The 21,139-nt window shown below is 56.6% G+C and carries 22 protein-coding genes; 15 read left to right on the top strand and 7 right to left on the bottom strand.

The features are described 5' to 3' along the window. Positions 1 to 42 precede the first annotated feature (42 nt). The gene (gene cbiT / locus H6F75_RS14505; protein WP_190753180.1) at positions 43 to 642 is read left to right on the top strand and encodes a precorrin-6Y C5,15-methyltransferase subunit CbiT; all 600 of its coding nucleotides are present in this window, start codon (positions 43 to 45) and stop codon (positions 640 to 642) included. A 92-nt stretch (positions 643 to 734) separates the two neighbouring features. On the opposite strand, the gene H6F75_RS14500 is transcribed toward cbiT, so the two are convergent. Together H6F75_RS14500 and H6F75_RS28820 are read right to left on the bottom strand one after the other, a co-directional pair. After that, a complete protein-coding gene (locus H6F75_RS14500) occupies positions 735 to 1,397 on the bottom strand; it encodes a response regulator transcription factor (protein WP_190753179.1) in 663 nt (220 codons plus the stop codon). 95 nt (positions 1,398 to 1,492) lie between these two features. Beyond that, entirely contained in the window at positions 1,493 to 2,785 is a 1,293-nt protein-coding gene (locus tag H6F75_RS28820) for a sensor histidine kinase (protein ID WP_199303938.1), read from the bottom strand. A gap of 326 nt (positions 2,786 to 3,111) precedes the next feature. On the opposite strand from H6F75_RS28820, the gene H6F75_RS14490 reads away from it, so the two are divergent. Next, complete coding sequence (locus H6F75_RS14490; RefSeq protein WP_190753178.1) at positions 3,112 to 4,491, top strand: efflux RND transporter periplasmic adaptor subunit; 1,380 nt, start codon at positions 3,112 to 3,114, stop codon at positions 4,489 to 4,491. On the opposite strand, the gene H6F75_RS14485 is transcribed toward H6F75_RS14490, so the two are convergent. Next, entirely contained in the window at positions 4,463 to 4,615 is a 153-nt protein-coding gene (locus H6F75_RS14485; RefSeq protein WP_190753177.1) for a hypothetical protein, read from the bottom strand. The genes H6F75_RS14490 and H6F75_RS14485 overlap by 29 nt on opposite strands. A gap of 186 nt (positions 4,616 to 4,801) precedes the next feature. Here H6F75_RS14485 and H6F75_RS14480 point away from each other — a divergent pair, with 186 nt between their 5' ends. From H6F75_RS14480 to H6F75_RS14470, 3 genes are all read left to right on the top strand, one after another. Further along, complete coding sequence (locus H6F75_RS14480; RefSeq protein ID WP_190753176.1) at positions 4,802 to 6,031, top strand: ABC transporter permease; 1,230 nt, start codon at positions 4,802 to 4,804, stop codon at positions 6,029 to 6,031. A 4-nt stretch (positions 6,032 to 6,035) separates the two neighbouring features. Next, positions 6,036 to 6,752, top strand: coding sequence for an ABC transporter ATP-binding protein (locus H6F75_RS14475; protein ID WP_190753175.1), 717 nt, complete (start codon positions 6,036 to 6,038; stop codon positions 6,750 to 6,752). Positions 6,753 to 7,140: 388 nt separating this feature from the next. Continuing rightward, a complete protein-coding gene (locus tag H6F75_RS14470; protein WP_190753174.1) occupies positions 7,141 to 8,043 on the top strand; it encodes an ADP-ribosylglycohydrolase family protein in 903 nt (300 codons plus the stop codon). A gap of 91 nt (positions 8,044 to 8,134) precedes the next feature. On the opposite strand, the gene H6F75_RS14465 is transcribed toward H6F75_RS14470, so the two are convergent. After that, complete coding sequence (locus tag H6F75_RS14465; protein WP_190753173.1) at positions 8,135 to 8,491, bottom strand: hypothetical protein; 357 nt, start codon at positions 8,489 to 8,491, stop codon at positions 8,135 to 8,137. A 163-nt stretch (positions 8,492 to 8,654) separates the two neighbouring features. Here H6F75_RS14465 and H6F75_RS14460 point away from each other — a divergent pair, with 163 nt between their 5' ends. From H6F75_RS14460 to H6F75_RS14415, 10 genes are all read left to right on the top strand, one after another. Then, complete coding sequence (locus H6F75_RS14460; protein ID WP_347710653.1) at positions 8,655 to 9,632, top strand: beta-fructosidase; 978 nt, start codon at positions 8,655 to 8,657, stop codon at positions 9,630 to 9,632. A 270-nt stretch (positions 9,633 to 9,902) separates the two neighbouring features. Further along, the gene (locus H6F75_RS14455) at positions 9,903 to 11,285 is read left to right on the top strand and encodes a proton extrusion protein PcxA (protein WP_190753171.1); all 1,383 of its coding nucleotides are present in this window, start codon (positions 9,903 to 9,905) and stop codon (positions 11,283 to 11,285) included. Between the two features lie 608 nt (positions 11,286 to 11,893). Beyond that, positions 11,894 to 12,391, top strand: coding sequence for a DUF2231 domain-containing protein (locus H6F75_RS14450; protein ID WP_190753170.1), 498 nt, complete (start codon positions 11,894 to 11,896; stop codon positions 12,389 to 12,391). Then, positions 12,391 to 12,978 (top strand): DUF2231 domain-containing protein, encoded by a 588-nt coding sequence (locus H6F75_RS14445; RefSeq protein ID WP_190753169.1) that lies wholly within the window; start codon positions 12,391 to 12,393, stop codon positions 12,976 to 12,978. The genes H6F75_RS14450 and H6F75_RS14445 overlap by 1 nt, the downstream gene beginning before the upstream one ends. 15 nt (positions 12,979 to 12,993) lie before the next feature. Next, the gene (locus H6F75_RS14440; RefSeq protein WP_190753168.1) at positions 12,994 to 13,956 is read left to right on the top strand and encodes a cytochrome c oxidase subunit II; all 963 of its coding nucleotides are present in this window, start codon (positions 12,994 to 12,996) and stop codon (positions 13,954 to 13,956) included. Then, positions 13,949 to 15,634, top strand: a complete 1,686-nt coding sequence (gene ctaD, locus H6F75_RS14435) for a cytochrome c oxidase subunit I (protein ID WP_190753167.1) — start codon at positions 13,949 to 13,951, stop codon at positions 15,632 to 15,634. Before H6F75_RS14440 ends, ctaD begins: the two co-directional genes overlap by 8 nt. Next, entirely contained in the window at positions 15,621 to 16,226 is a 606-nt protein-coding gene (locus H6F75_RS14430) for a cytochrome c oxidase subunit 3 (RefSeq protein ID WP_190753166.1), read from the top strand. Before ctaD ends, H6F75_RS14430 begins: the two co-directional genes overlap by 14 nt. Before the next feature lie 108 nt (positions 16,227 to 16,334). Further along, on the top strand, positions 16,335 to 16,751 hold the full coding sequence (locus tag H6F75_RS14425; protein WP_190753165.1) for a XisH family protein: 417 nt from the start codon (positions 16,335 to 16,337) through the stop codon (positions 16,749 to 16,751). Further along, positions 16,739 to 17,074 (top strand): XisI protein, encoded by a 336-nt coding sequence (locus H6F75_RS14420; protein ID WP_190753164.1) that lies wholly within the window; start codon positions 16,739 to 16,741, stop codon positions 17,072 to 17,074. The genes H6F75_RS14425 and H6F75_RS14420 overlap by 13 nt, the downstream gene beginning before the upstream one ends. Positions 17,075 to 17,161: 87 nt before the next feature. Then, entirely contained in the window at positions 17,162 to 18,673 is a 1,512-nt protein-coding gene (locus H6F75_RS14415; RefSeq protein ID WP_190753163.1) for a GMC family oxidoreductase, read from the top strand. Positions 18,674 to 18,678: 5 nt separating this feature from the next. Here the strand turns inward: H6F75_RS14415 and H6F75_RS14410 are convergent, their stop codons facing one another. The 3 genes from H6F75_RS14410 to H6F75_RS14400 are packed head-to-tail and all read right to left on the bottom strand — an operon-like array spanning position 18,679 to position 20,681. After that, positions 18,679 to 19,386, bottom strand: coding sequence for a carbonic anhydrase (locus H6F75_RS14410; RefSeq protein WP_190753162.1), 708 nt, complete (start codon positions 19,384 to 19,386; stop codon positions 18,679 to 18,681). Between the two features lie 11 nt (positions 19,387 to 19,397). Further along, positions 19,398 to 19,709: a P-II family nitrogen regulator gene (locus H6F75_RS14405; RefSeq protein ID WP_190524085.1), complete on the bottom strand. Its 312-nt coding sequence runs from the start codon at positions 19,707 to 19,709 to the stop codon at positions 19,398 to 19,400. A gap of 3 nt (positions 19,710 to 19,712) precedes the next feature. Then, a complete protein-coding gene (locus H6F75_RS14400; RefSeq protein ID WP_190753161.1) occupies positions 19,713 to 20,681 on the bottom strand; it encodes a sodium-dependent bicarbonate transport family permease in 969 nt (322 codons plus the stop codon). Positions 20,682 to 21,139 lie beyond the last annotated feature (458 nt).

Below are 21,139 nucleotides of genomic sequence, written 5' to 3'. Positions count from 1 at the left end.
TCCCCCCGCCATAATAGAGCTAGCGCTATTCCCGGCAATTCTATGGCGAAACTCTGGCCCTATGCCACCCCCGGCATTCCCGATCACCTGTTCGAGCAGTTGCCCGGCATTCCCCTCAGCAGTCGGGAGGTGCGGCTGCTGCTGCTGGGCTACCTGCGGCTCAAGCCCAAGGATGTGCTGTGGGATATTGGTGCAGGCACCGGCACTCTAGCCATTGAGGCGGCGCTGATGTGCCCCGGTGGCAAGGTAGTAGCGGTCGAGCGTGACGAGGATGTGGCCGATTTGATTCGGCGCAACTGCGATCGCTTTGGCCTTAACAACGTGCAGGTGATTCAGGGCAGCGCCCCCGGCTGTCTGAGCGAGCTGCCCCACCACCCCGACTGCATTTTTGTCGAAGGCGGGCGCAACCTCAAAGACATTCTGCTAGCTGCCTGGGACTACCTGCCATCGCTGGGGCGGGTAGTGGTGACGGCGGGCAACCTGGAAACCCTTTACGTGGTGTCTGAGACCTTTGCCCATTTGAGGGTGCGCAACATTGAAGCCGCTCAACCTGCCGTCAACCGGCTAGAGACTAAGGGCAACTACCAGGTATTTACGGCAGTAGACCCGATCTTCATTCTCAGCGGCGAAAAGTACGAATAATCTGAGTCCTGCTAGGCTATGCCCCATGCTCTAAGGGCAAACGCCATTTGCCCCCACCCATCTACCCACCTACCCATCCACCCACCCACTCCCTACCTCCCCACTCTGGGCCAAAACCCACTGGCATAGAGCGCGGCCTGGGTGCGATCGCGCAGCCGCAGCTGGCTCAAAATGCTGGTTACGTGGTTCCTCACCGTGCGCTCAGCAATATAGAGAGCGGCAGCAATTTCACGATTGCTGAGGCCGTTGCTAATTAGCCTCAGCACCTCCTGCTCACGGGGTGACAGCGCCGCTAGCTCAGGCGGAATCAGGGTCTCGGGCAGTTCGGCAGCGGGGAACTGGGTTTTCTCAAACAGCCCTGGCCCCATGTGGGTATAACCCTGATGAACAGCGCGAATGGCGATCGCCAGTTGCTCAATGGGAGTCTGTTTTAGCAGGTAGCCCTTAGCCCCATAGCGCATAGCCTGCTGCACGTAGTCGTCATCGTCAAAGGTGGTGAGCACCAAAATTTTTACCTTCGGAAACTCATCGCAGATCTGACGGGTGGCGGCGACCCCATCTACCTGAGGCATACGGATATCCATCAGCACCACGTCGGGCTGGTGGGGGGTGGCGTAGAGAGCGGCGACCTGCTCCACCGCCTGCTGGCCGTTTTCGGCGTCGCCCACCACGGTGAGATCGGGCTGAGCCTCTAGCAGGTTGGCCAATCCCTGGCGAATGATGGTTTGGTCGTCGACAAGCAGGAGGCGGATCATGGGTGAGGGGATGAGGGAGATGGGGAGGCTAAGGGGGATGAGATGATTGAGGGGTGGATCGAGTAGGGTGCAGTCGGGACAGGACTGCACCAACCCTATGCGGGACGTTCAATCGCCCCAGGCAAGGGCAAGATGACGCTGATGCGACAGCCCGCACCGGGGGCGCTCCAAATTTGGCAGGTGCCGCTAAGGGCGATCGCCCGTTCGCGCATGCCTCGCAGGCCAAAGCCCGTGGTGTTTTTGCTAGGGTCAAAACCCTGGCCGTTATCGAGCACCTGAAGGTAAACGCGGCTGGCTTTGGCTGCCAGCTTGACCTGCACGGCGGTGGACTGGCTGTGCTTCACCACATTAGTAATCGCCTCCTGCACAATCCGAAACAGAGCCAGCTTGATGTCGTCGGGCAGCGGCTCGGGCAGTTCGACGGAGCAGTCGGCCCCCATGCCCGCCGATTGGCACAATTCATCCACTAGCAGGGGCACCGCCGTGGTCAGCGATTGCCCCTGCAACGGGCTGGTGCGCAGGGCCGAAACCGACTTCGACACATCTCGCAGCGCTTGGTAGGCCGAGTCTTTGGCGCTGGTGAGGTAGCCTCTAGCTTGGTCGGCCTGGGAGGGCAGGTACAGCAGGGCATTCTCTAGCAAAATGGTTTGGGCTGTCAGGGCATGACCGAGGGAATCGTGAATTTCGCGGGCAATGCGGTTGCGCTCTTGCAGCGTGGCCTGGTTTTCGACCCGCGTGGCGTAGGCGCGTAGCTGCTCGTGGGCGATCGCGAGCTTCTGCTGACTTTGGTAAACCGACAGCAGCGCATTGACCAGCAGCGACACAAATACCAGCACCAAACCAAACACAATCATGGCGTTGGTTTGAAAGATGTGGAGGTGCAGTTGTTCTGGGGGTGGAATAATGCGCTGCCCGATGTCTTCGTGCAGAGACGTGCCGGCGTAGATCATGGCGATCGCCCCATGCAGCACAAAAATAACGCCCACCACCGCAGCCTGCCCCCACCGCCCAAAGCGCTGACAGCTGCGCACCACCACGACTAACCCCAGCAGCGGCAAAATGCGCATCATGGCGGGAACATGGCTAGTGGCCATTGCCAGCAGCAGCAGCAAGCCCAACTCTATAGCGGTGTAGAGCAGTTTTTGGGACCTTTGCGGCGGTCGCCACAGGCCCATCAGGCCCAGCAGGGCAATGGTCAACACCTCTAGCCAGGCTATACCGGCTTCAAAGTCCACCACAAAGGAGGGCAGGGTTAGGCAGATGGCAATGCCGAGCAGCACCCACTCTACGTAGAGCAGCTGTCGGAGCGGCGAGGGGTGGCTTAGGTCGGCTCTAGGCAATTCCCTCAAGGGGGCGGGCTTTGACCCTAGCAGAAACGCAGATTTCACCAAAGTTAGCGTCCAAAAAGGGTTGCTGCTTCAACTGTACAAGCCGCCAATTGGCAGTGACTAGGGGCTGACATCCCATTGCGGCCCAGTTCTAGTAGGACAAATCTCCTAGCTTTGGGGCACCATCACAGCGACATTTGCCCTACAAGGTTTGGGAGCTTTGCTTCAGGCGCGGGGCAAGGTCAGCTCCGTAGGATGGGGCTAACCCAACTGGGTTGGTTGTGTGTTCCAACTTTTCACTTCCCGAACATCACTCCTTGCTTCTTTTGGCCTCAACCCCGGGGCCAAGAGAAGCTTTCCTCACTACGGTTGCAGATAGAGAACCTATGGCAGAGTCTTTTTCAACGGCTCCTTTATCGGGGGAGCGATCGCCCGATGCCGACCCTGTAGATGCTGAGGCAAAGCCAAAACGCTGGCCTCGGTGGTTCTGGTTGCTCGCTGTGCTGGGCTTGCTGGGGCTAGTGCCGATCGTCGGCCCTCGGGTGGGGCTGTTGCCACCGTCTCCTAAACGCCCAGCGGCTAGCAGTAACCTCAACGCCTTGACTCAACCCGTCGAAACAGCGGCGCTGACGGTGCGGGTGGAGGGGCGGGGCAGCGTCGTCGCGGTGACTACGGTGAATCTCAGCCCTAAGACCGCAGGACGATTGGAGGCACTCTATGTAGACCAGGGGGCCATAGTAGCTGCTGGGCAGGTGCTAGCTCGTATGGAGGTAGGCACTTTGGAGGCCGAGCTGACCCAGCGTCGCGCCCAACTGGCCCAGGCTGAAGCTGAATACGATCGTACAGTGGCGGGGAATCGGCCCGAAGCGATTCGTCGGGTTGAGGCGCAGGTGGCCTCGGCCCACGCGCAGGTGGAGTTGGCGGTGAGCCAGCGCGATCGCTTTCGTGACCTGGCGGCCCAGGGGGCAATTTCTCAAAACGAGCTCGATCAGTATGAAACCGAGGCCCGCAATGCGGCAGCGAGTCTGAACGAGGTGCAGCAGCAGCTGGCCGAAACCACCAGTGGCTCTCGCCCAGAGGAGATTGCGGCGGCGGCGGCAGCGGTGGCGGCGGCGAAAGCCCAGGTCGAGATTGTTCAAACTCAGCTGGGCGAGGCGACGATTCGCGCTCCGTTTGGTGGGGTGGTGACGCAGACCTATGCAACGTTGGGAGCGATCGTGACGCCGACGACCAGCGCCTCAGCGACGGCTTCGGCGACCTCTAGCTCAATTTTGGCGCTGTCTTCGGGGCTGGAGGTGGAGGTGGAGGTGTCGGAGGCGAGCATTGGCCAGGTGGCGGTGGGGCAAATGGTGGAGATTGTGGCCGATGCTTTTCCGCAGGAGACTTTTCAAGGCCGAGTAAAGCGGATTGCTCCGGAGGCGCTGATTGAGAATAACGTCACGGTGTTTCAGGTGGCGGTGGAGCTGCAAACGGGGCTGGATCGGCTGCGATCGGGGATGACGGTGGCGGCGACGTTTGTGGGCGAGACGGTGGCGGATGCGCTGCTGGTGCCGACGGTTGCGATCGCAACTGAGAATGGCCAGCTGGGGGTGCGGGTGGCGGATGCCGCTGGCAATCCGGTTTTTCGGCCGGTGACGGTAGGGCTGACCCAGGATGGGAAGACGCAGATTTTGACGGGGGTGGAGGGGAGCGATCGCGTTTTTCTGGATATGCCAAGGGAGGAGGGGGGATCGCCGTTTAGTCCACCGTCGCCGCCGCCGGGTTAGGGAGGCGGCGCACAATTGGGGTCGAAAGCCAGATCTGCTGCTGGGGCCATTTCGCAGGCCCCAGACCCCCATCGAGAATGGCGTTCCGCCGCCCTTCACCCCACGGAAAGGAGTGGCTGATCATCGGTTTAAACCTCTGTTCTGCAAACGGGCTTGTGAGCAACTGCGATCGGCCTCACCTCCCCCATCTCCCTCATCCTCCCCATCTCCCTTTCCTACCCACCTACTCGTCCACCCATCTACCCAACCACCCATCTACCCAACCACCCATCTACCCACCCACTCGCCCACCCCCTACCCATCCACCCCTATGTCTCTCAACATTGTCGAAAACGCCGCAATGGCGGTCAAAACTCTGAACGCCAACCGGATGCGCAGCGGTTTGACGATGCTGGGTATTGTGATTGGCAATGCGTCGGTGATTGCGATGGTGGCGGTGGGGCAGGGGGCGCAGAGGTTTGTGACGCAGCAGTTTGAGGCGTTGGGGACGAATGTTTTGTTTGTTACGCCGGGGGACGCGCAGCGGGGGCCGCAGGCGGGGGTGGCGCGGGCCGATACGCTGACGCTGGCGGATGCGCGGGCGATCGCAGCGGAAGTCTTGGCTATTCAGGCGGTGTCGCCGGAAAAGAGTGAGCGGCTGCGGGTGACGCAGGGCGCGGCTGAGACTCAGGCCAGCGTGATTGGCACCACGCCCGACTATCCGGTGGTGCGGAATGTGACGGTGGATAAAGGGCGCTTTTTGCACCCAGTGGATGCTCAGGGGGGGCTGGCTGTGGCGGTGCTGGGCAGCGAGGCGGCGAAGATTTTGTTTGGCAGCGAAGACCCGCTCAATCAGCGCGTTCGCATCAACGGGGTGGGTTTTACGGTGGTGGGGGTGGCGTCGCCGCGGGGGTCTTCTTTTGGTCAAAACCAGGATGAGGCGATTTACATTCCCATTGAGGCGATGGTGAACCAGATTACAGGGCTGGAGTCGGGCCAAACCAGCCCCACGGTGCAGACGATCGCGGTGTCGGCCCGCAGCGAGGCAGATACCAGCGCCGCCCAGTACCAGATCACTAACCTGCTGCGCCTGCGCCACGAGCTGCGCAACCGAGCCGACGACTTTACCGTGCAGAGCCAGCAAGAATTGTTGTCTACGGCGGCCAGTGTGTCCGACATTTTGGTGCTGCTGCTGGGGTTTACGGCCAGCATTTCGCTGCTGGTAGGGGGCATTGGCATCATGAATATCATGCTGGTGTCGGTCACCGAGCGCACTCAAGAGATTGGCCTGCGCAAGGCGATCGGGGCCAAGGGCGCGGATCTGATGGCTCAGTTCACCATTGAGGCAGTGATCTTAGCGGTGATTGGCGGACTGGTGGGCGTGGTGTTTGGGGCTGGTGGCGTTGGGCTGGTGGCGCTGCTGAGCCCGCTGGAGGCGGGGGTAAGCTGGGTGGCGATCGCCCTCTCGTTCTCGGTCTCTGGCGGCATTGGCTTGGTCTTTGGCATTTTGCCTGCCCGCCGCGCTGCTCAGCTCGACCCTATCGTTGCCCTGCGGAGCTAAACCCATGGCCCTCATCGAACTCGATCGCGTCAGCAAAACCTACGGCAGCGGCGAACTGGCTGTCCATGCCCTACACCCCGTCAGCCTCACCATTGAGGCGGGAGAGTACTGTGCCATTGTGGGGCCGTCGGGGTCAGGTAAATCGACAGCGATGGCCATTCTCGGCTGCCTCGATCGCCCCACCGAGGGCACCTATCACCTCAATGGCAACCCTGTGAACAGCCTGGCAGCCGATACCCTGGCGGAAGTACGCAATCGCACCCTGGGCTTTGTGTTTCAGCAGTTTCACCTGCTGCCCCAGCTTACCGCCCTAGAGAACGTGATGCTGCCCATGGTTTACGCCAACCTGCCCAAAACCAAGCGCAGGGTGCGCGCTACCCGCGCCCTGCAACGAGTAGGCCTCGGTAATCGCCTTCACAACCGCCCCAGCCAGCTATCGGGTGGTCAGCAGCAAAGAGTCGCGATCGCCCGCGCTATCGTCAACCGCCCCAAACTCCTGCTCGCCGATGAACCTACCGGAGCCCTCGACTCTCAAACCAGCCAGAGCGTGATGCAAATCTTCGCCGATCTCAACCGCGAAGGCATGACCGTGATCCTGGTGACCCACGACCAGGAGGTGGCCGGGCAGTGCGATCGCACCATCACCTTTCGCGACGGTCAAATCATCGCCGACAACCCTACCAGAACACCCATTCATCTGCCACGCAAAACAGAAGTTTAAACCGATGATCGGCCGATCCTTTCCGTGAGGTACAGGACGACGGAACGTCCTGCTCGTAGGTCGGAGGACACACGAAGCCGGGAGCCTGGGGCCTGCGAAATGGCCCCAGCAGCAGATCTGGATTTTGACCCCAATTGTGCGCCACGCACGCCCATGGAGCTTACACAAACAACGCTACAGGTTCACTGTAGGGGCGAACACCAAGGGATTGGTAGCCTTGCTATTCAATCTGCTAGCAGCACTGAAAAAGAACTTCTCTAAGCTTTGGGGTCAGTTTCCTGATCGAATCTCAAACCAAAAGCTTGTGAAGGAATACAACATTTTTAGAAAAAAGTCTTTTATAGAATCAGAAGACCAAGAAATAGTGGCTGGAGAAACAATCATTCCAATGAATTCATCACAGCGATTTCGAGGGTGCCTGTTGGGGCTAGCGGCAGGCGACGCCGTCGGCACCACGGTCGAGTTTCAGCCCCGTGGTTCGTTTGCACCGGTGACAGACATGGTGGGCGGTGGCCCATTCGACCTCCAGCCAGGGCAGTGGACCGACGACACATCAATGGCGCTATGTCTGGCCACTAGCCTAGTCGAGGTCGGTGCCTTTGATGCCGTTGACCAAATGAATCGCTACTGTGACTGGCGCGACGACGGTTATCTCAGCAGCACCGGAGACTGTTTTGATATTGGTAATACTGTCAGTCAAGCGCTGTCTCAATACAAAACCTCCGGCAATCCGTTCAGCGGTTCTACCCATCCAAGGTCTGCCGGAAATGGTTGCTTGATGAGGCTTGCCCCCATCCCAATGTTTTATTTTCCCGATCGCGATCGCGCCATCCAGTTCTCAGGCGAGAGCTCTCGCACAACCCATGGGGCACCAGAATGTATTGATGCCACTCGTCTCTTTGGGAATATGCTGTTCCGAGCGCTCTCAGGGGCTAGCAAAACCGAAATTCTCTTTGAGCACAACCTAGAGACAATTGCATCTCCCGCCATTCAAGCCATTGCCGATGGGGAATATCAAAGCAAGCGAGTCGGTGATATTCGGGGCACAGGATATGTCGTAGACAGTTTAGAAGCAGCGCTGTGGTGTTTTTGGACAACGGAAAGTTACGAACAAGCCATTCTTGCGGCAGCCAACCTTGGTGATGACGCCGACACAACCGCCGCTATTTGTGGTCAAGTAGCTGGAGCTTATTACGGAGAATCGGGCATACCGACGTCTTGGCTTAAACGACTCGCTATGGGCGAGCAAATTGCTGAGCTTGCCGATCGATTACACACTGCTACGCCATGACGCCCCTTCATACCAACCTACGCTCCGTAACCCCCTCTTAGGAGGACAGAGGGGGAGCATTTGACTATCTCACAAATGAAAAATGCTAGACCTACGCTTCCAGCACCCGCTGAATGCGGCGCTCTAGCTGATCGAGATCCAGCCCGCCTTCGTCACGGCTGATGCGGCGCACCGTCGAGTTGACCTTCGACAAATCTTGAAGCAGGTCAGTTAAAATTTCCTGCTGCTGCCGCGACTGAATTACCTCACGCGGTTCCTGCACCAAATCGCGCACAATAGTATCTTCTGCCCGCGAGGCCACAACGGGGTCAGTTTGCCCTTCTAAATAAACAAATGTTCGCCGCCCTGGACCGCGCTCCTCCTCAACTGGCTGCAGCGATGTTACCTGATCCGATCGCACATATTTGCCAAAACCTAAGTGTACTAATACCGATGATTGAATCTTCATACTGCGTATTACGTCTACTACCGCTATATCCCTATGATAAAGACTTTGAAGAATCGCTAGAAGCAATGATAGGAGAGGATTCTACGGTATTTTAGGTAGGGGTTTACGCGACGTTTGTACAGGTGGCAAAATGCCCTTTCCAATGCAGCATCCCAGTCGCCATGTGTGGGATTTTTGGTATCATTTTGACCCAGGAACCAAACTCTTTCATATTTTTTATCTAAATGCCGATCGGGCGCTGGTAGCGTCAGAGCAGCATCACTACGCCTCCTGCGTAGGCCACGCCACCACCACAAATTTTGTCGCGATTGACTGGGGCAACGAGAGCAATTTTGACGTGCTAAAGCCTCCCATAGAGCACTGGGCAAATACCTGCATCTGGAGCGGCGATATTATTAAATTCCAAAACGGCTATCTCATGTTTTTTACATCGCGAGATTGCCGTCAAGACGACGGCATGACCCAAAGCATAGGCGTTGCTTACACCAGCGATTTGTTCTTGAATCAGTGGCATTTCTTTGATACCCAGCTAAAGCCAAAATTCTTTTATCAAACCCGAGGCGTTGCTGAGGATTTAACCATTCACGCCTGGCGAGATCCATTTTTATTTCGGGATCGAGCCAGCCGCCAAATTTTTATGCTGGCGTCAGCTAAGGCATTGAATGGACCGATGGGCAGGCGTGGTGTAGTCGCCCTATTGCAAGTTGCCGACGACAACTTTGCCCAAGCTGTGCGCGGAGATAGCGAATGGCAATACCTCCCGCCGCTGCTAGAACCTGGCGGCTACTCTGAAATGGAAGTGCCACAGCTCTATCGACATGTTGAAGGTGGCTATGAACTGGTATTTTCGTGCTGGGCAAAATACGATTTCTCACCCGTTACAGGAGGGGTAGGTGGCTTCCAGGGCCTAACGATTCCCCAACTCTGGATGCAGGAGCGCGCTCGTATTCCACTCCCTCTATCTACCCAAGCTATCCATGTGCTAGTCGCAGAGACTCAAGGGCTCTATGCCTGTCGTATCGTGCCTGAATTGGACGGTGAAATCATTGGCTTTGATATTCAAACGGGCGGCATCCGCCGCAGTGGTGTGCAAACTAGTCTGGCCTCAATGGACCGTGACTTTTCTGATTTGGCAGTTTGAAACGAGCTAGCGCTTTGGGAATAGCTAGCGGCACGAATGTTGCGCGTAGATATTTCACGTTTGCTTGCAGCTTTGCTTAGCTAGTAGCCGCAAGAAATCTTCTAGTTAGCTCCAAAAAGCGTTGCCGATGACTTCCTTAAGAGCGGTTTGCGTTGTTCAGCACACGTATATATCAATAAATATATATGCTGCTTTGTCTGCCGCCCCTCATCCCCTGGTCTCAACCGACTGTAGTAGGATCGGGACATCTCAGCGCCAATACCCAACCCAATGCAGAACTCAGGCTTTTTTCGCAGCGCCCAGCGGTGGGTTTCTCGCACCCCCGAGCGTGCCCTTAACCAAGCCTACGAAGCCGCCCAAATGATTGAGGCGATCGAGCGTGAGTACTTTGGTGGCAACCCGATCTCACCTCGCTACGGCAGCTACGGCGACAGCGCCATTGCCTACTTTCAGGGCGAGCTAAAAAAATACCTGAACCTGATCAAGGTTCGCATGGCTGTGTTCCGAGCCAGTCGATCGCTCGTGCGGGTCACTGACCCTAGAGTGACCGAGGTGCAGCTACCTGCGGCTGGGGCCGATGAGCTGGCCGTCAGCGTGATTGACCAGCAGGCGATGTTTTTTCGCAAACTCCAGCTGATCGACGACGTGCTGGCCCGCTACGCCAGCCTCGACACCAACCCAGAACGGGTGATCACCCTTGCCAACGGAGCCAGCGGCAGCTTAGAACCTGCTCCTTCAAGCCCGGTGCTGCGATCGCAGACTAACCAGGCGCGGGATGGGCAGCTGTTGACTGGCCCAAACGGGTCAACGCCCAACACTCCTCCCAAAGACGGCACCCGGGCAGCGGGCCTCTCCGACCGGGCCAACGTGCTGCCCCGCTCCATCCTCCGCACCGTCGATCGCATTCGCCAAGACCTCGACCCCAACGCCGAGCAAGAAGTGGTCAAGGAGTTCCGCAATTCCAAAGCCAAAACCACTGCCGCTATTCGGTTTGTGCTGCTGCTGGTGATTGTGCCGCTGCTGACCCAGCAGTTTACCAAAGCCTTTATCGTCGGGCCGATCGTCGATCGGGTGCGGGCCGGGGGCGAAGAAATTGAAGTTTTTCTCAATCCCGAAATGGAGGAAGAAGCCCTCCACGAGCTACAGCAGTTTGAAGAGCGCCTGCGCTTTGAAGTGCTGATTGGCAAAGTCCCAGCCCTGTCTGAGCTGAATATTGAAGAGCGAGTCCGCGCTAAAGCTGCCGAAGTCGAGGAAGAGTACCGCGATCGCAGCGCTAGCTCCGTCAAAAACGTGTTTTCCGATATTCTGGCGGCAATCGCCTTTGCCCTCCTGCTGATTTACCGCAAGCAGGACGTAGCCAACATCAAAGCCTTTATGGACGAGATCGTCTACGGTCTCAGCGACAGCGCCAAAGCCTTCATCATCATTCTCTTCACCGATACATTCGTCGGCTTCCACTCGCCCCACGGCTGGGAAATTATCCTAGAAGGACTCTCGCGACACCTAGGCCTACCCGCCAACCGCGACTTCATCTTTCTATTCATCGCCACCTTCCCCGTTATCCTCGACACCATCTTCAAGTATTGGATCTTCCGCTACCTGAACCGGATCTCGCCCTCGGCGGTAGCGACCTATAAGAACATGAACGAGTAGGGGGAAAGGGGTAAGGGAGATGGGGAAGGTGAGAGAGATGGGGATGCAATAAGAGGCCCGTCTCCCCCACCTACAGGCCCATTTGCAGAGCAGAGGTTTAAACCGATGATCGGCCAATCCTTTCCGTGGGGTGAAGGGCGGCGGAACGCCATTCTCGACGGGGGTCTGGGGCCTGCGAAATGGCCCCAGCGGTAGATCTGGCTTTTGACCCCAGTTGTGCGCCGCGACGCTGGTGCCATATTCTCAAATTCAACGTTACAGACGTTGCACTGGGCAAACGCCATTTGCCCCTACAGAAGGGCGCTCGACCCATCCCACCTCCTCCCCAAGTAATATTTCGCCCCCTCCCCTGCTCTACCGACAAGCAGAACAAAATTCTCTCGACAGAAACTAACATTTCATAAAAACACAGCTGATTCCTGCCTCACCAGTGAGAGAATCTGCCCACATCTAACATGCCCCTAGCTATTGATAGCTCTGATACCTACCCTGTAGAGAGCAGCTTGTTATGCTCAATCTGCGGTCAGCACAAAAGTTGCCCAGACGCTAAACTCTAACCGTGTTGTTCCCCTCGTCGCTCAGGCCCCCTACCTCCCAAGGAAAGCCCCGTGTTTGAGTACCTGCCCCCTCTCAACGACCACAACCTTCCCTACCCCGACACCATTCACCCCATCGTGGTGCACTTCGTGATTGCGATGGTGCTGTTTGCCGTCTTCTGCGATCTAATTGGCTATTTCACCAAAAACACCCGCCTGTTTGAAGTGGGCTGGTGGAACATGGTATTCGCCACAGTGTCTATCTTCATCGCCATTATTTTTGGCCAGATCGAAGCCGGTCTAGCAGAACCCTACGCCGCCGCCGTTAATGACCTGAACTTACACACCCTAATCGGCTGGTCCCTTTCGGGCATTATCGCCGCTCTGACCGGCTGGCGCTACATCATTCGCATTCGCACCCCTGACCAGCTGCCCATGCCCTACCTGGGCTTAAACGTGCTGCTGACTGGGATTGTGCTCTTCCAAGTTTATTTGGGTGACAAGCTGGTTTGGGTTTATGGGCTGCACAGCGCGCCCTTAGTAGAAGCCACCCGGGGAGGTGTACTGTGATGGTTTGGTCTTTGGTGGCTGAGACGGGGCCTAACGACCTGCCGTACGCCATTCCCATTCACCCCAACCTGGTGCATTTGACGCTGGGTCTGTTTATTGTGGCGATTGGCTTTGATATTGTGGGGGCGCTGTTTCCCTTAGAAAAGCGGGTGTTTAAGTTTTTGGCGATTCCGGCCACCCGCTCCAATTTGTTTGATGTGGGCTGGTACAACATGGTGGCCGCCGCGATCGTCACCTTCTTTACCGTCGCTGCTGGCTTTTACGAAATTTTGCTAGCCGACATGTCGGTGCCTGGGGTCAGCGCCTGGGGGCTGGGAGTTAAAGACACCATGGTCTGGCACGGTTTGGGAGGCGTGCTGATCCTGACGCTGATTGTAGCTATGACCGTCTGGCGAGGGTTTCAGCGCTATGTGTGGCGGCAAGACCGGGCCCGGCAGGTGCAGTGGAGTTACCTGTTGTTGGGTCTAGTTGTCTTTGGGCTGATGTTTGCTCAGGGCACCCTGGGCGCTCACCTGGGGGGTGATTTTGGGGTGCATGTCACGGCCGATCAACTGCTGCGATCGGGGGGCGACCCCAACCAGATCTAGAGGAACCACAGCGATATGACGACACCGACGACACCGACAAAACCCCGCAGTCTTTCCTTTCGCACCGTTGCGCAGCTGGTCGCCCTAGCGATCGCCGATGCCGCAATCAGCGTTTGGGTGGGTCGCCAGGCTTACCTCTGGATGCCGCCTCAGGCCTCGGCTGAGGCGCTGTTAGTTGACGATCTGTTTGGCTTTTTGACCACCATTGGCAGCTTTATCTTTTTAGGGGTCACCGCCGCGCTGCTGTACTCGGTGCTGTTTCAGCGAGCAGACAAGTACGACATCAGCGATGGCCCCCCGGTCGAAGGCAACCTGCTAGTCGAAATTCTCTGGACGACAATTCCCCTAGGGCTGGTGATCTGGATTGCCACCTATAGCTACCAAATTTATGACCAGATGGCGATTCTCGGCCCCATGGAGCACATGAACCACGTGCCTAGTTTGAGCCTGATGCCCTCCGCCGAGGCCGCGACCCTGCCCGCCGTGCCTGAGCAGACCCCAATCGAAGTCCACGTGCGCCAGTGGGCCTGGGAGTTTCACTACCCCGACCAAAACATCATCAGCACCGAACTGCATCTGCCGGTAAACGAGCGGGCCAGGCTGAAGCTGATCTCCGAAGACGTGCTGCACGGCTTCTACGTGCCCGCCTTTCGCGTCAAGCAGGATGTGATTCCTGGCAGCACCATTGACTTTGGCTTTATGCCCATTCGCGAGGGGCGCTACCGGCTGCGCGACTCTGACTACAGCGGTACCTACTTTGCCGCCAACCAGAGCACCGTAGTGGTTGAGTCAGCCGAGGCTTACCAGCAGTGGCTAGCCACCGCCGCTCAGCAGCCCCTTACCGAAGCTGACAATCGCGCCTTTCGCGAATTCACCAAGTTGGGCGATCGCCCCATCAGCGCCGGCTGGAAAACCGTCGAACCGGCTCCGCCTCCCCGTGTAAACTTTGCCAGCTCTGAGGAAGATAGCTATGAGTAATGCGTCGCTCGATGCGATCGCCGCCAAGAGCGATCAGCCGTTTCCTGGAGCCCCCAACAACTGGCGACGGTTTTTCAGCTTCAGCACCGACCACAAGGTGATTGGCATCCAGTACATGGTTACCGCCTTTGTGTTCTTCCTGATCGGCGGGCTGCTAGCTATGGTTATGCGGGGCGAACTGATCACTCCCGAGGCCGACCTGGTCGATCGCACCGTTTACAACGCCCTATTCACCATGCACGGCACCATCATGCTGTTCATGTGGACATTCCCCATGCTCAACGGGCTGTCCAACTACCTGGTACCGCTGATGATTGGGGCCAGGGATATGGCCTTTCCCCGGCTCAACGCTGCCGCCTTCTGGCTGGTGCCGGTGTTTGGCACCCTGCTGATGGTCAGTTTCTTTATCCCCGGCGGGCCGTCGCAGTCGGGCTGGTGGGCCTACCCCCCGGTCAGCCTGCAAAACCCCACCGGCAATCTGATCAACGGCCAGGTGCTGTGGCTGCTGGCGGTGGCCCTCTCGGGGGTGTCGTCGATCATGGGGGCGGTCAACTTCGTCACCACCATCTTTCGCATGCGGGCCCCCGGCATGGGCTGGTTTAGAATGCCCGCCTTCTGCTGGACGGTGCTCAGCGCCCAGATGATCCAGCTATTTGGTCTGCCCTCCCTGACAGCGGGCGCCGTGATGCTGCTGCTAGATCTGACGGCGGGCACCAGCTTTTTTGACCCAGCCAAGGGCGGCGACCCGGTGCTGTATCAGCACTTCTTCTGGTTCTACTCCCACCCGGCGGTTTACGTGATTATTCTGCCGATTTTCGGCACGTTTTCGGAGGTTTTTCCGGTTTACGCCCGTAAACCCCTGTTTGGCTACCGGTTTGTTGTAGTGTCTTCGCTGATCATCACCGTGCTCAGTGCCATGGTATGGGTGCACCACATGTTTGCCAGCGGCACCCCCAGCTGGATGCGGATGCTGTTTATGTTCTCCACCATGCTGATTTCGGTGCCTACCGGGGTGAAGGTGTTTGCCTGGGTAGCCACGGTGTGGGGCGGCAAACTGCGACTCGATACTCCCATGCTGTTTGCCCTGGGCGGCCTAGTCTGCTTTCTGTTCGCGGGCATTACCGGCGTCATGCTGGGGGCTGTGCCCTTCGATATTCACGTCAACAACACCTACTTTGTGGTGGGCCACTTCCACTACGTGATCTACGGCGCTACGGTGATGGGCATCTATGCCGCCATCTACCACTGGTTCCCCAAAATGACGGGCCACATGTACTACGAGGGTCTGGGCAAGCTGCACTTTGTCCTCACCTTTATTGGCGTCAACCTCAACTTCTTCCCTATGCACCCTCTAGGGCTGATGGGCATGCCCCGGCGAGTGGCTTCCTACGACCCCGAGTTTGCCTACTGGAACGTGATCGCCAGTCTGGGCGGCTTTTTGCTGGGAGTCTCGACCCTGCCCTTTATTCTCAATATCGTGAGTTCCTGGGTGCTGGGCAAGCGAGCTCCGGCCAACCCCTGGAATGCGATCGGTCTGGAGTGGCTGATTCCTTCGCCGCCGCCGGTCGAAAATTTTGAAGAAATTCCGATTGTGGTGTCTGGCCCCTACGGCTACGGCTCCGATGAATCTTTAGTTGCCAACAATCCCGCTGGAGAGTTGATCAGTGAGCACAGCTAACCTCGACCCCACCCTCAATACCCACAGCGCCCACGCCGCCGAGCACGAAGAAGAAGACCATCGCATGTTTGGCTTCATCATCTTTCTGCTGTCAGAAAGCGTAATTTTTCTGAGCTTTTTTGTCGGCTACACCGTCTACAAAACCAATCTTACCGACTGGCTGCCGGCAGGTGTAGAGGGGCTAGAGGTGCGCGAACCGCTGATCAATACCATCGTGCTGGTGTCGAGCAGTTTTGTGATTTACTTTGCCGAGCGGTTTTTGCGTAAAGACAATCTCTGGGGCTTTCGCGCCTTTTGGCTGTTGACCATGGCTATGGGCAGTTTCTTTCTCTACGGTCAGGCCGTGGAGTGGATGGGATTGCCCTTTGGCTTTACTGACGGTGTGTTTGGCGGCACATTCTACCTGCTGACCGGCTTCCACGGCCTGCACGTGATGACCGGCGTGCTCTTGCAGGGGATTATGCTGGGGCGATCGTTTTTGCCCAACAATTATGCTGGAGGCGAGTTCGGTGTGGCGGCAACCTCGTTGTTCTGGCACTTCGTCGACGTAATTTGGATCATCCTATTTATCTTGATCTACGTTTGGCAGTAGGTTGTTGTCTCAAATCCCAAGGTTTTTTGAACCGCTTTAGTTTGCTTACCATTCCTCTAAAGAACCCCAGGATCGCTGCCAGCAAGATTTGCATTAGCAAAAGTCACTATGCCCGCAAAGGATATTTACCATGATGCTGTCAAAACTGCCTTGATTAAGGATGGGTGGACAATTACCCAGGATCCTCTAAGTTTACGCATAGGTAAAAAGGACCTGTTTATTGACCTAGGTGCCGAAAAACTGCTGGCAGCAGAGAAAGGCTCAGATAAAATCGCTGTTGAAATTAAGAGCTTTGTTGGTCCTTCAGAAATCCGTGATTTAGAAAATGCTTTAGGTCAGTTCGTGCTTTACGAAAATGCTTTGAGCCTCACCGAACCAGACCGAACTCTCTACCTGGCGATTCGAGAAGCAGTGTATCTCGATTTGTTCGAAGCAGAGATTGGCAAAATGCTTTTAGAGCGAAATATTATCAAACTCGTGTCGTTTAACCCTGAGCAGGAGGTAATCACTCGATGGATACCTTAGAGAGCTATCGCCAGATTATTCGCAAGGTTTTGAATCCCTACACCCGTCTTGCCTACGCTAATGTCGATGTCCGCAATCTCGCCGCCTTTGACGCGGACACCGACCAATACATTATTCTCTCTGAAGGCTGGAACGGCCAACGCCACCACCACGGGTGCCTGATTCATATTGAAGTTCGCGACGGCAAAGTTTGGGTACAACGCGATGGCACTGAAGACGGCATTGCCAATGAACTAGTGGCGGCAGGAATACCTGAAACAGATATCGTTCTCGGGTTTCAAGAACCTTCGGTCAGACCCTACACAGGGTTTGCGGTAGCTTAGCAGCGATGTGCTGCACCCTCTCAACTTTCTCTACCCCCAACTGGTTTAAGCCAGTTCATTTTTCTAGCCCCCTAGTGAGAATTCTTTATGATTATCGACGACCAGCACTATGACGTGATCATTGTCGGTACCGGGGCGGGGGGCGGTACTTTGGCCCGCAAGCTTGCGCCCTCAGGTAAGCGGATTTTGCTGCTGGAGCGGGGCGGCGCGATGCCCCTCGAAGAGCAAAACATTAGCGATGTGGATATTTTTCAAAAGCAGCGCTACCACGCCCCCGAACAGTGGTACGACGGCGATGGTGAACCTTTTACGCCGCAGATGAAGTATGCGATCGGTGGCAACACCAAGATCTACGGGGCTGCCCTGCAGCGCATGCGCGAAAAAGATTTTGAAATGGTGAACCACCAGGACGGCCCTTCGCCTGAGTGGTGCCTGAAGTACAGTGACTTTGAGCCTTACTACACTGAGGCGGAGGCGATGTACCAGGTGCATGGTCAGGGCGGAGTAGATCCTACTGAGCCAAGTCGCAGTGGCGATTATGCCTATCCGGCGATCGCCCACGACCCCACCATTCAGCCCGTGGTAGAGGGCATTGCTAACCAGGGCTGCCACCCCTACCCGCTGCCGATATCGCTGTCGCTGCGGGAGGATGACCCAACTGGGGATGCTGAGGTGTTTGGGGTTAATCCGGCTTTAGACTTTGGCAACGTTACCCTCAAGACCTCGGCTAAAGTTACCGGCGTTCTCACTAACCCGGCGGGGACAGCGGTCAAAGCGGTGCAGGCCGAGATCAACGGACAGCTCTATATCTTTATGTCCGACATTGTTGTGCTGGCCTGCGGGGCGGTGAATTCGGCGGCGCTGCTGCTGCAATCGGCCAACGAGAAGCACCCTAACGGGTTGGCAAACAGCTCTGATCAGGTGGGTCGCAACCTGATGAAGACCCAGCTGAGTTCGATTGTGCAGGTCACGGCCCAGTCCAACTCTGGAAAATTTCCGCGCTCTGTAGGCATCAACGACTACTACTGGGGCGACAGCCAGGTTGACTACCCCATGGGCCACATACAAAACATGGGCGGGGTACTGCAAGACGCCATTTTTGCCGAGTCGCCCCCGGTGCTTTCCCTGGTGACTAAGTTTCTGCCCAACTTTGGGCTAAAGCAGCTGGCGACGCGATCGATCGCCTGGTGGGCCATGACTGAGGTGCTGCCCGACCCCAAAAACCGGGTGACGGTGAAGGACGGCAAGCTCTCGGTGGCATTCACCGCCAACAATGCTGAGGCTCACGATCGCCTCGTATATCGCTGGCTCGACGTGCTCAAGGCGGTTGAGAAAGACAGCAGCCTGTTCTCGCGATCGGGCCTGCACCCGCGGGGCGAGGTGCCCCAGTCGGTGATGGCTTACCAGTGTGGCACCTGCCGTATGGGCACTGACCCCACCACCTCCGTACTCGACATTAACTGCCGCGCCCACGCGCTCGATAACCTCTACGTAGTAGACAGCAGCTTTATGCCCTCCAGCGCCAGCGTGGGGGTAGCGCTGACGGTGATTGCCAATGCCCTGCGGGTGGGCGAGCATCTGCTGGAGCGGCTGCGGTAAGCGCCTCAGGTGACTAGGGTGACGGTGCCGGTATCGAGGTCGTAGCGGGCACCCACCACCTGAAGCTGGCCCGACCGCTGGCGATCGCGCACCAGCGATGACCTCAACACCTGCTCGACCTGGTAGCGGACATTGGCCGTCACGGCGTTGTCTACCGCATCTCCAGGCTGCCCCTTCACCTGATTCACCGCCGGCAAAATTGCCTGGACAAAGGTGCCGATCTCTCCCGGTAGCGGTTCATTTTTCACGGCTGCTGTCACTGCGCCACAGCGCTCATGACCCAGCACCAGCAGCAGCGGAGTTTCCAGCAGTCCCACGGCATATTCAATGCTGCCCACCACCTCAGGCGTGGCAATATTGCCCGCCACCCGCACATCAAAGATGTCGCCCAAACCCTGATCAAAGATGATCTCAGCCGCCACCCGCGAGTCGGCACAGCTGAGCACTGTGGCGAAGGGATGCTGGGACTGGGTCAGCTCTAGCACCCGCTCCTCCGACTGGTCGGGGTGTTCGAGGTGGTGCCCAGTAAACCGCTGGTTGCCGTCTAGCAATCGCTGCAGCGCCTCCTCAGGGCTGAGGGATGACGGTGCTAAAGTCGCCGCCGCCGCTGATTTCGTCGGCCAGAGCGCTGGCCCCAGCGCCGCTAACCCAAGTAATCCACCGCCAAAAGTCAGCACCCGGCGGCGATCAATACCTCTATCGCTATGGTCCATAACTCAATTCCTTACAGCGACGCCACACATTTCACAGAACGGATTTCCATCACATCGGAGATGTAACAGGTGCCGCCAAATTTGTTCAGCAGCGGCCGCACGTTCTCGGCCACGGTTTTGATTTCGTCAGGCATGCAAAACGCGACGATGTAGACGTTGTCGTCCATAGTCATGTCGAGGTCTTCGCTCCCGCCCCGCAGCCCCTCGCCCTCTACGTTGCGAATCACCGCGTGACCATGAACACCTGACTTTTTGAGGCTGTCTAAAATCTTGGGTAACTCAAAGGAATTGGCAATAATCTCGATTTTTTTGACGAGGTGCATGGCTTAGCTCCACAACAGGTTAATGCCGTACAGATAGAGCGGAATTCCGACGATAATATTGAACGGAAATGTGACCGCTAAAGCTGTAGAAACGTACAGGCTCGGGTTAGCCTCGGGCACCGTTAACCGCATAGCCGCTGGCACCGCAATATAGGATGCGCTGGCACACAGCACAGCAAAAAGGAGGGCATTACCTTGGGACATATCGATCGCCCTGGCGATTAGCAATCCAACGCCTGCATTCAGTATTGGGATCAGTATGGCAAAGGAAATTAGGAACACGCCGGTTTTTTGCAAGTCTTTAATGCGTCGGGCCGCGACTAGACCCATGTCAAGCAAGAAGAAGGTCAGCACCCCGTAGAACATCTGCTGGGTAAAGGGCGACAAGACTTCCCAACCGTGCTCACCGGTGAGCACACCGATGATTAAGCTGCCGACCAACAGAAAGACTGAACTGTTGAGAAACGCATCTCGCAGGACCTCAGACCAAACAAATTCTCGCTTTTCGTCCCTAGCGAAGAAATTTACTAGAATCAGCCCGACAATGATAGCTGGAGACTCCATCAGGGCTAGGGCGGCCACCATAAACCCGTCAAAGGGCATGCCCAACTCGGTCAGGAAGGCGCTGGCTGTAATGAACGTAACGGCGCTGATCGAGCCGTAGGTGGCTGCGATCGCCGCTGAGTCGTAGGTGTCGAGCTTCAACCGTAGAATAAAAAACGTATATAGCGGCACGACGCAGGCCATCACGATCGCCGCCAAAATCGTTAAAACTACCTGCTGGTTGATACCACTCTTCGTTAGCTCAACCCCACCTTTAAACCCGATCGCCAACAGCAAATACAGAGAAAATAGCTTTGGAATTGGCGGCGGAATTTCTAAATCAGATTTAACTAAAACAGCTATCATTCCCAAGAAGAAAAATAGCACTGGAGGATTCAGAATGTTGGACACGATCAAGTTGGCATTCATGTCCACCTCTTCTGATGCAGATATCGCCGAAACTTAAACAAACTTTGCATGCTGTCAACTATTATTGCCCTACGCCCCCATGGTGTATCGTGTCGAATCCACTCCTGTCAATGGTTTTGTCAAAATCTTTGCTGTTCTGTCCATAGGCAGAACAGTTGTTTTTCGAACTGTTCGAAACCTTCTTGAAAATAATGGGAGAGCGTAGCTACTAGGGAATCAATGGAAAATTCTGATTATTCACCACTTGCTCCCTTTCGAAACGATCTAATCGATAGGTGATGCTGAATCTTACTTAAACCCTATTCAAAATAAGATGCTCGGTAGGGGCACCGGTCAAGCATCTCGTCAAATTCGTGCCTAACGAATAGGCGATCCCTAGTGCCTAACTCTAGAACATCGTCTGACGACTTTTTATACCAATAGCTGAACTGCCCAACAAAAAAAGGAGCCAGCCACTA

The organism is Nodosilinea sp. FACHB-131 (genome assembly GCF_014695395.1).
Taxonomy (GTDB): domain Bacteria; phylum Cyanobacteriota; class Cyanobacteriia; order Phormidesmidales; family Phormidesmidaceae; genus Nodosilinea.
The sequence above is the reverse complement of the archived record's forward strand: the minus strand, read 5'-3'. Positions and strand labels throughout refer to the sequence as shown.

Bases quoted from the DNA above. Each gene is read 5' to 3' on its own strand.
- cbiT (WP_190753180.1), top strand. From the start codon at position 43: ATGGCGAAACTCTGGCCCTATGCCACCCCCGGCATTCCCGATCACCTG.
- H6F75_RS14500 (WP_190753179.1), bottom strand. From the start codon at position 1,397: ATGATCCGCCTCCTGCTTGTCGACGACCAAACCATCATTCGCCAGGGA.
- H6F75_RS14490 (WP_190753178.1), top strand. From the start codon at position 3,112: ATGGCAGAGTCTTTTTCAACGGCTCCTTTATCGGGGGAGCGATCGCCC.
- H6F75_RS14485 (WP_190753177.1), bottom strand. From the start codon at position 4,615: ATGATCAGCCACTCCTTTCCGTGGGGTGAAGGGCGGCGGAACGCCATT.
- H6F75_RS14480 (WP_190753176.1), top strand. From the start codon at position 4,802: ATGTCTCTCAACATTGTCGAAAACGCCGCAATGGCGGTCAAAACTCTG.
- H6F75_RS14475 (WP_190753175.1), top strand. From the start codon at position 6,036: ATGGCCCTCATCGAACTCGATCGCGTCAGCAAAACCTACGGCAGCGGC.
- H6F75_RS14470 (WP_190753174.1), top strand. From the start codon at position 7,141: ATGAATTCATCACAGCGATTTCGAGGGTGCCTGTTGGGGCTAGCGGCA.
- H6F75_RS14465 (WP_190753173.1), bottom strand. From the start codon at position 8,491: ATGAAGATTCAATCATCGGTATTAGTACACTTAGGTTTTGGCAAATAT.
- H6F75_RS14455 (WP_190753171.1), top strand. From the start codon at position 9,903: ATGCAGAACTCAGGCTTTTTTCGCAGCGCCCAGCGGTGGGTTTCTCGC.
- H6F75_RS14445 (WP_190753169.1), top strand. From the start codon at position 12,391: ATGGTTTGGTCTTTGGTGGCTGAGACGGGGCCTAACGACCTGCCGTAC.
- H6F75_RS14440 (WP_190753168.1), top strand. From the start codon at position 12,994: ATGACGACACCGACGACACCGACAAAACCCCGCAGTCTTTCCTTTCGC.
- ctaD (WP_190753167.1), top strand. From the start codon at position 13,949: ATGAGTAATGCGTCGCTCGATGCGATCGCCGCCAAGAGCGATCAGCCG.
- H6F75_RS14425 (WP_190753165.1), top strand. From the start codon at position 16,335: ATGCCCGCAAAGGATATTTACCATGATGCTGTCAAAACTGCCTTGATT.
- H6F75_RS14420 (WP_190753164.1), top strand. From the start codon at position 16,739: ATGGATACCTTAGAGAGCTATCGCCAGATTATTCGCAAGGTTTTGAAT.
- H6F75_RS14415 (WP_190753163.1), top strand. From the start codon at position 17,162: ATGATTATCGACGACCAGCACTATGACGTGATCATTGTCGGTACCGGG.
- H6F75_RS14410 (WP_190753162.1), bottom strand. From the start codon at position 19,386: ATGGACCATAGCGATAGAGGTATTGATCGCCGCCGGGTGCTGACTTTT.
- H6F75_RS14405 (WP_190524085.1), bottom strand. From the start codon at position 19,709: ATGCACCTCGTCAAAAAAATCGAGATTATTGCCAATTCCTTTGAGTTA.
- H6F75_RS14400 (WP_190753161.1), bottom strand. From the start codon at position 20,681: ATGAATGCCAACTTGATCGTGTCCAACATTCTGAATCCTCCAGTGCTA.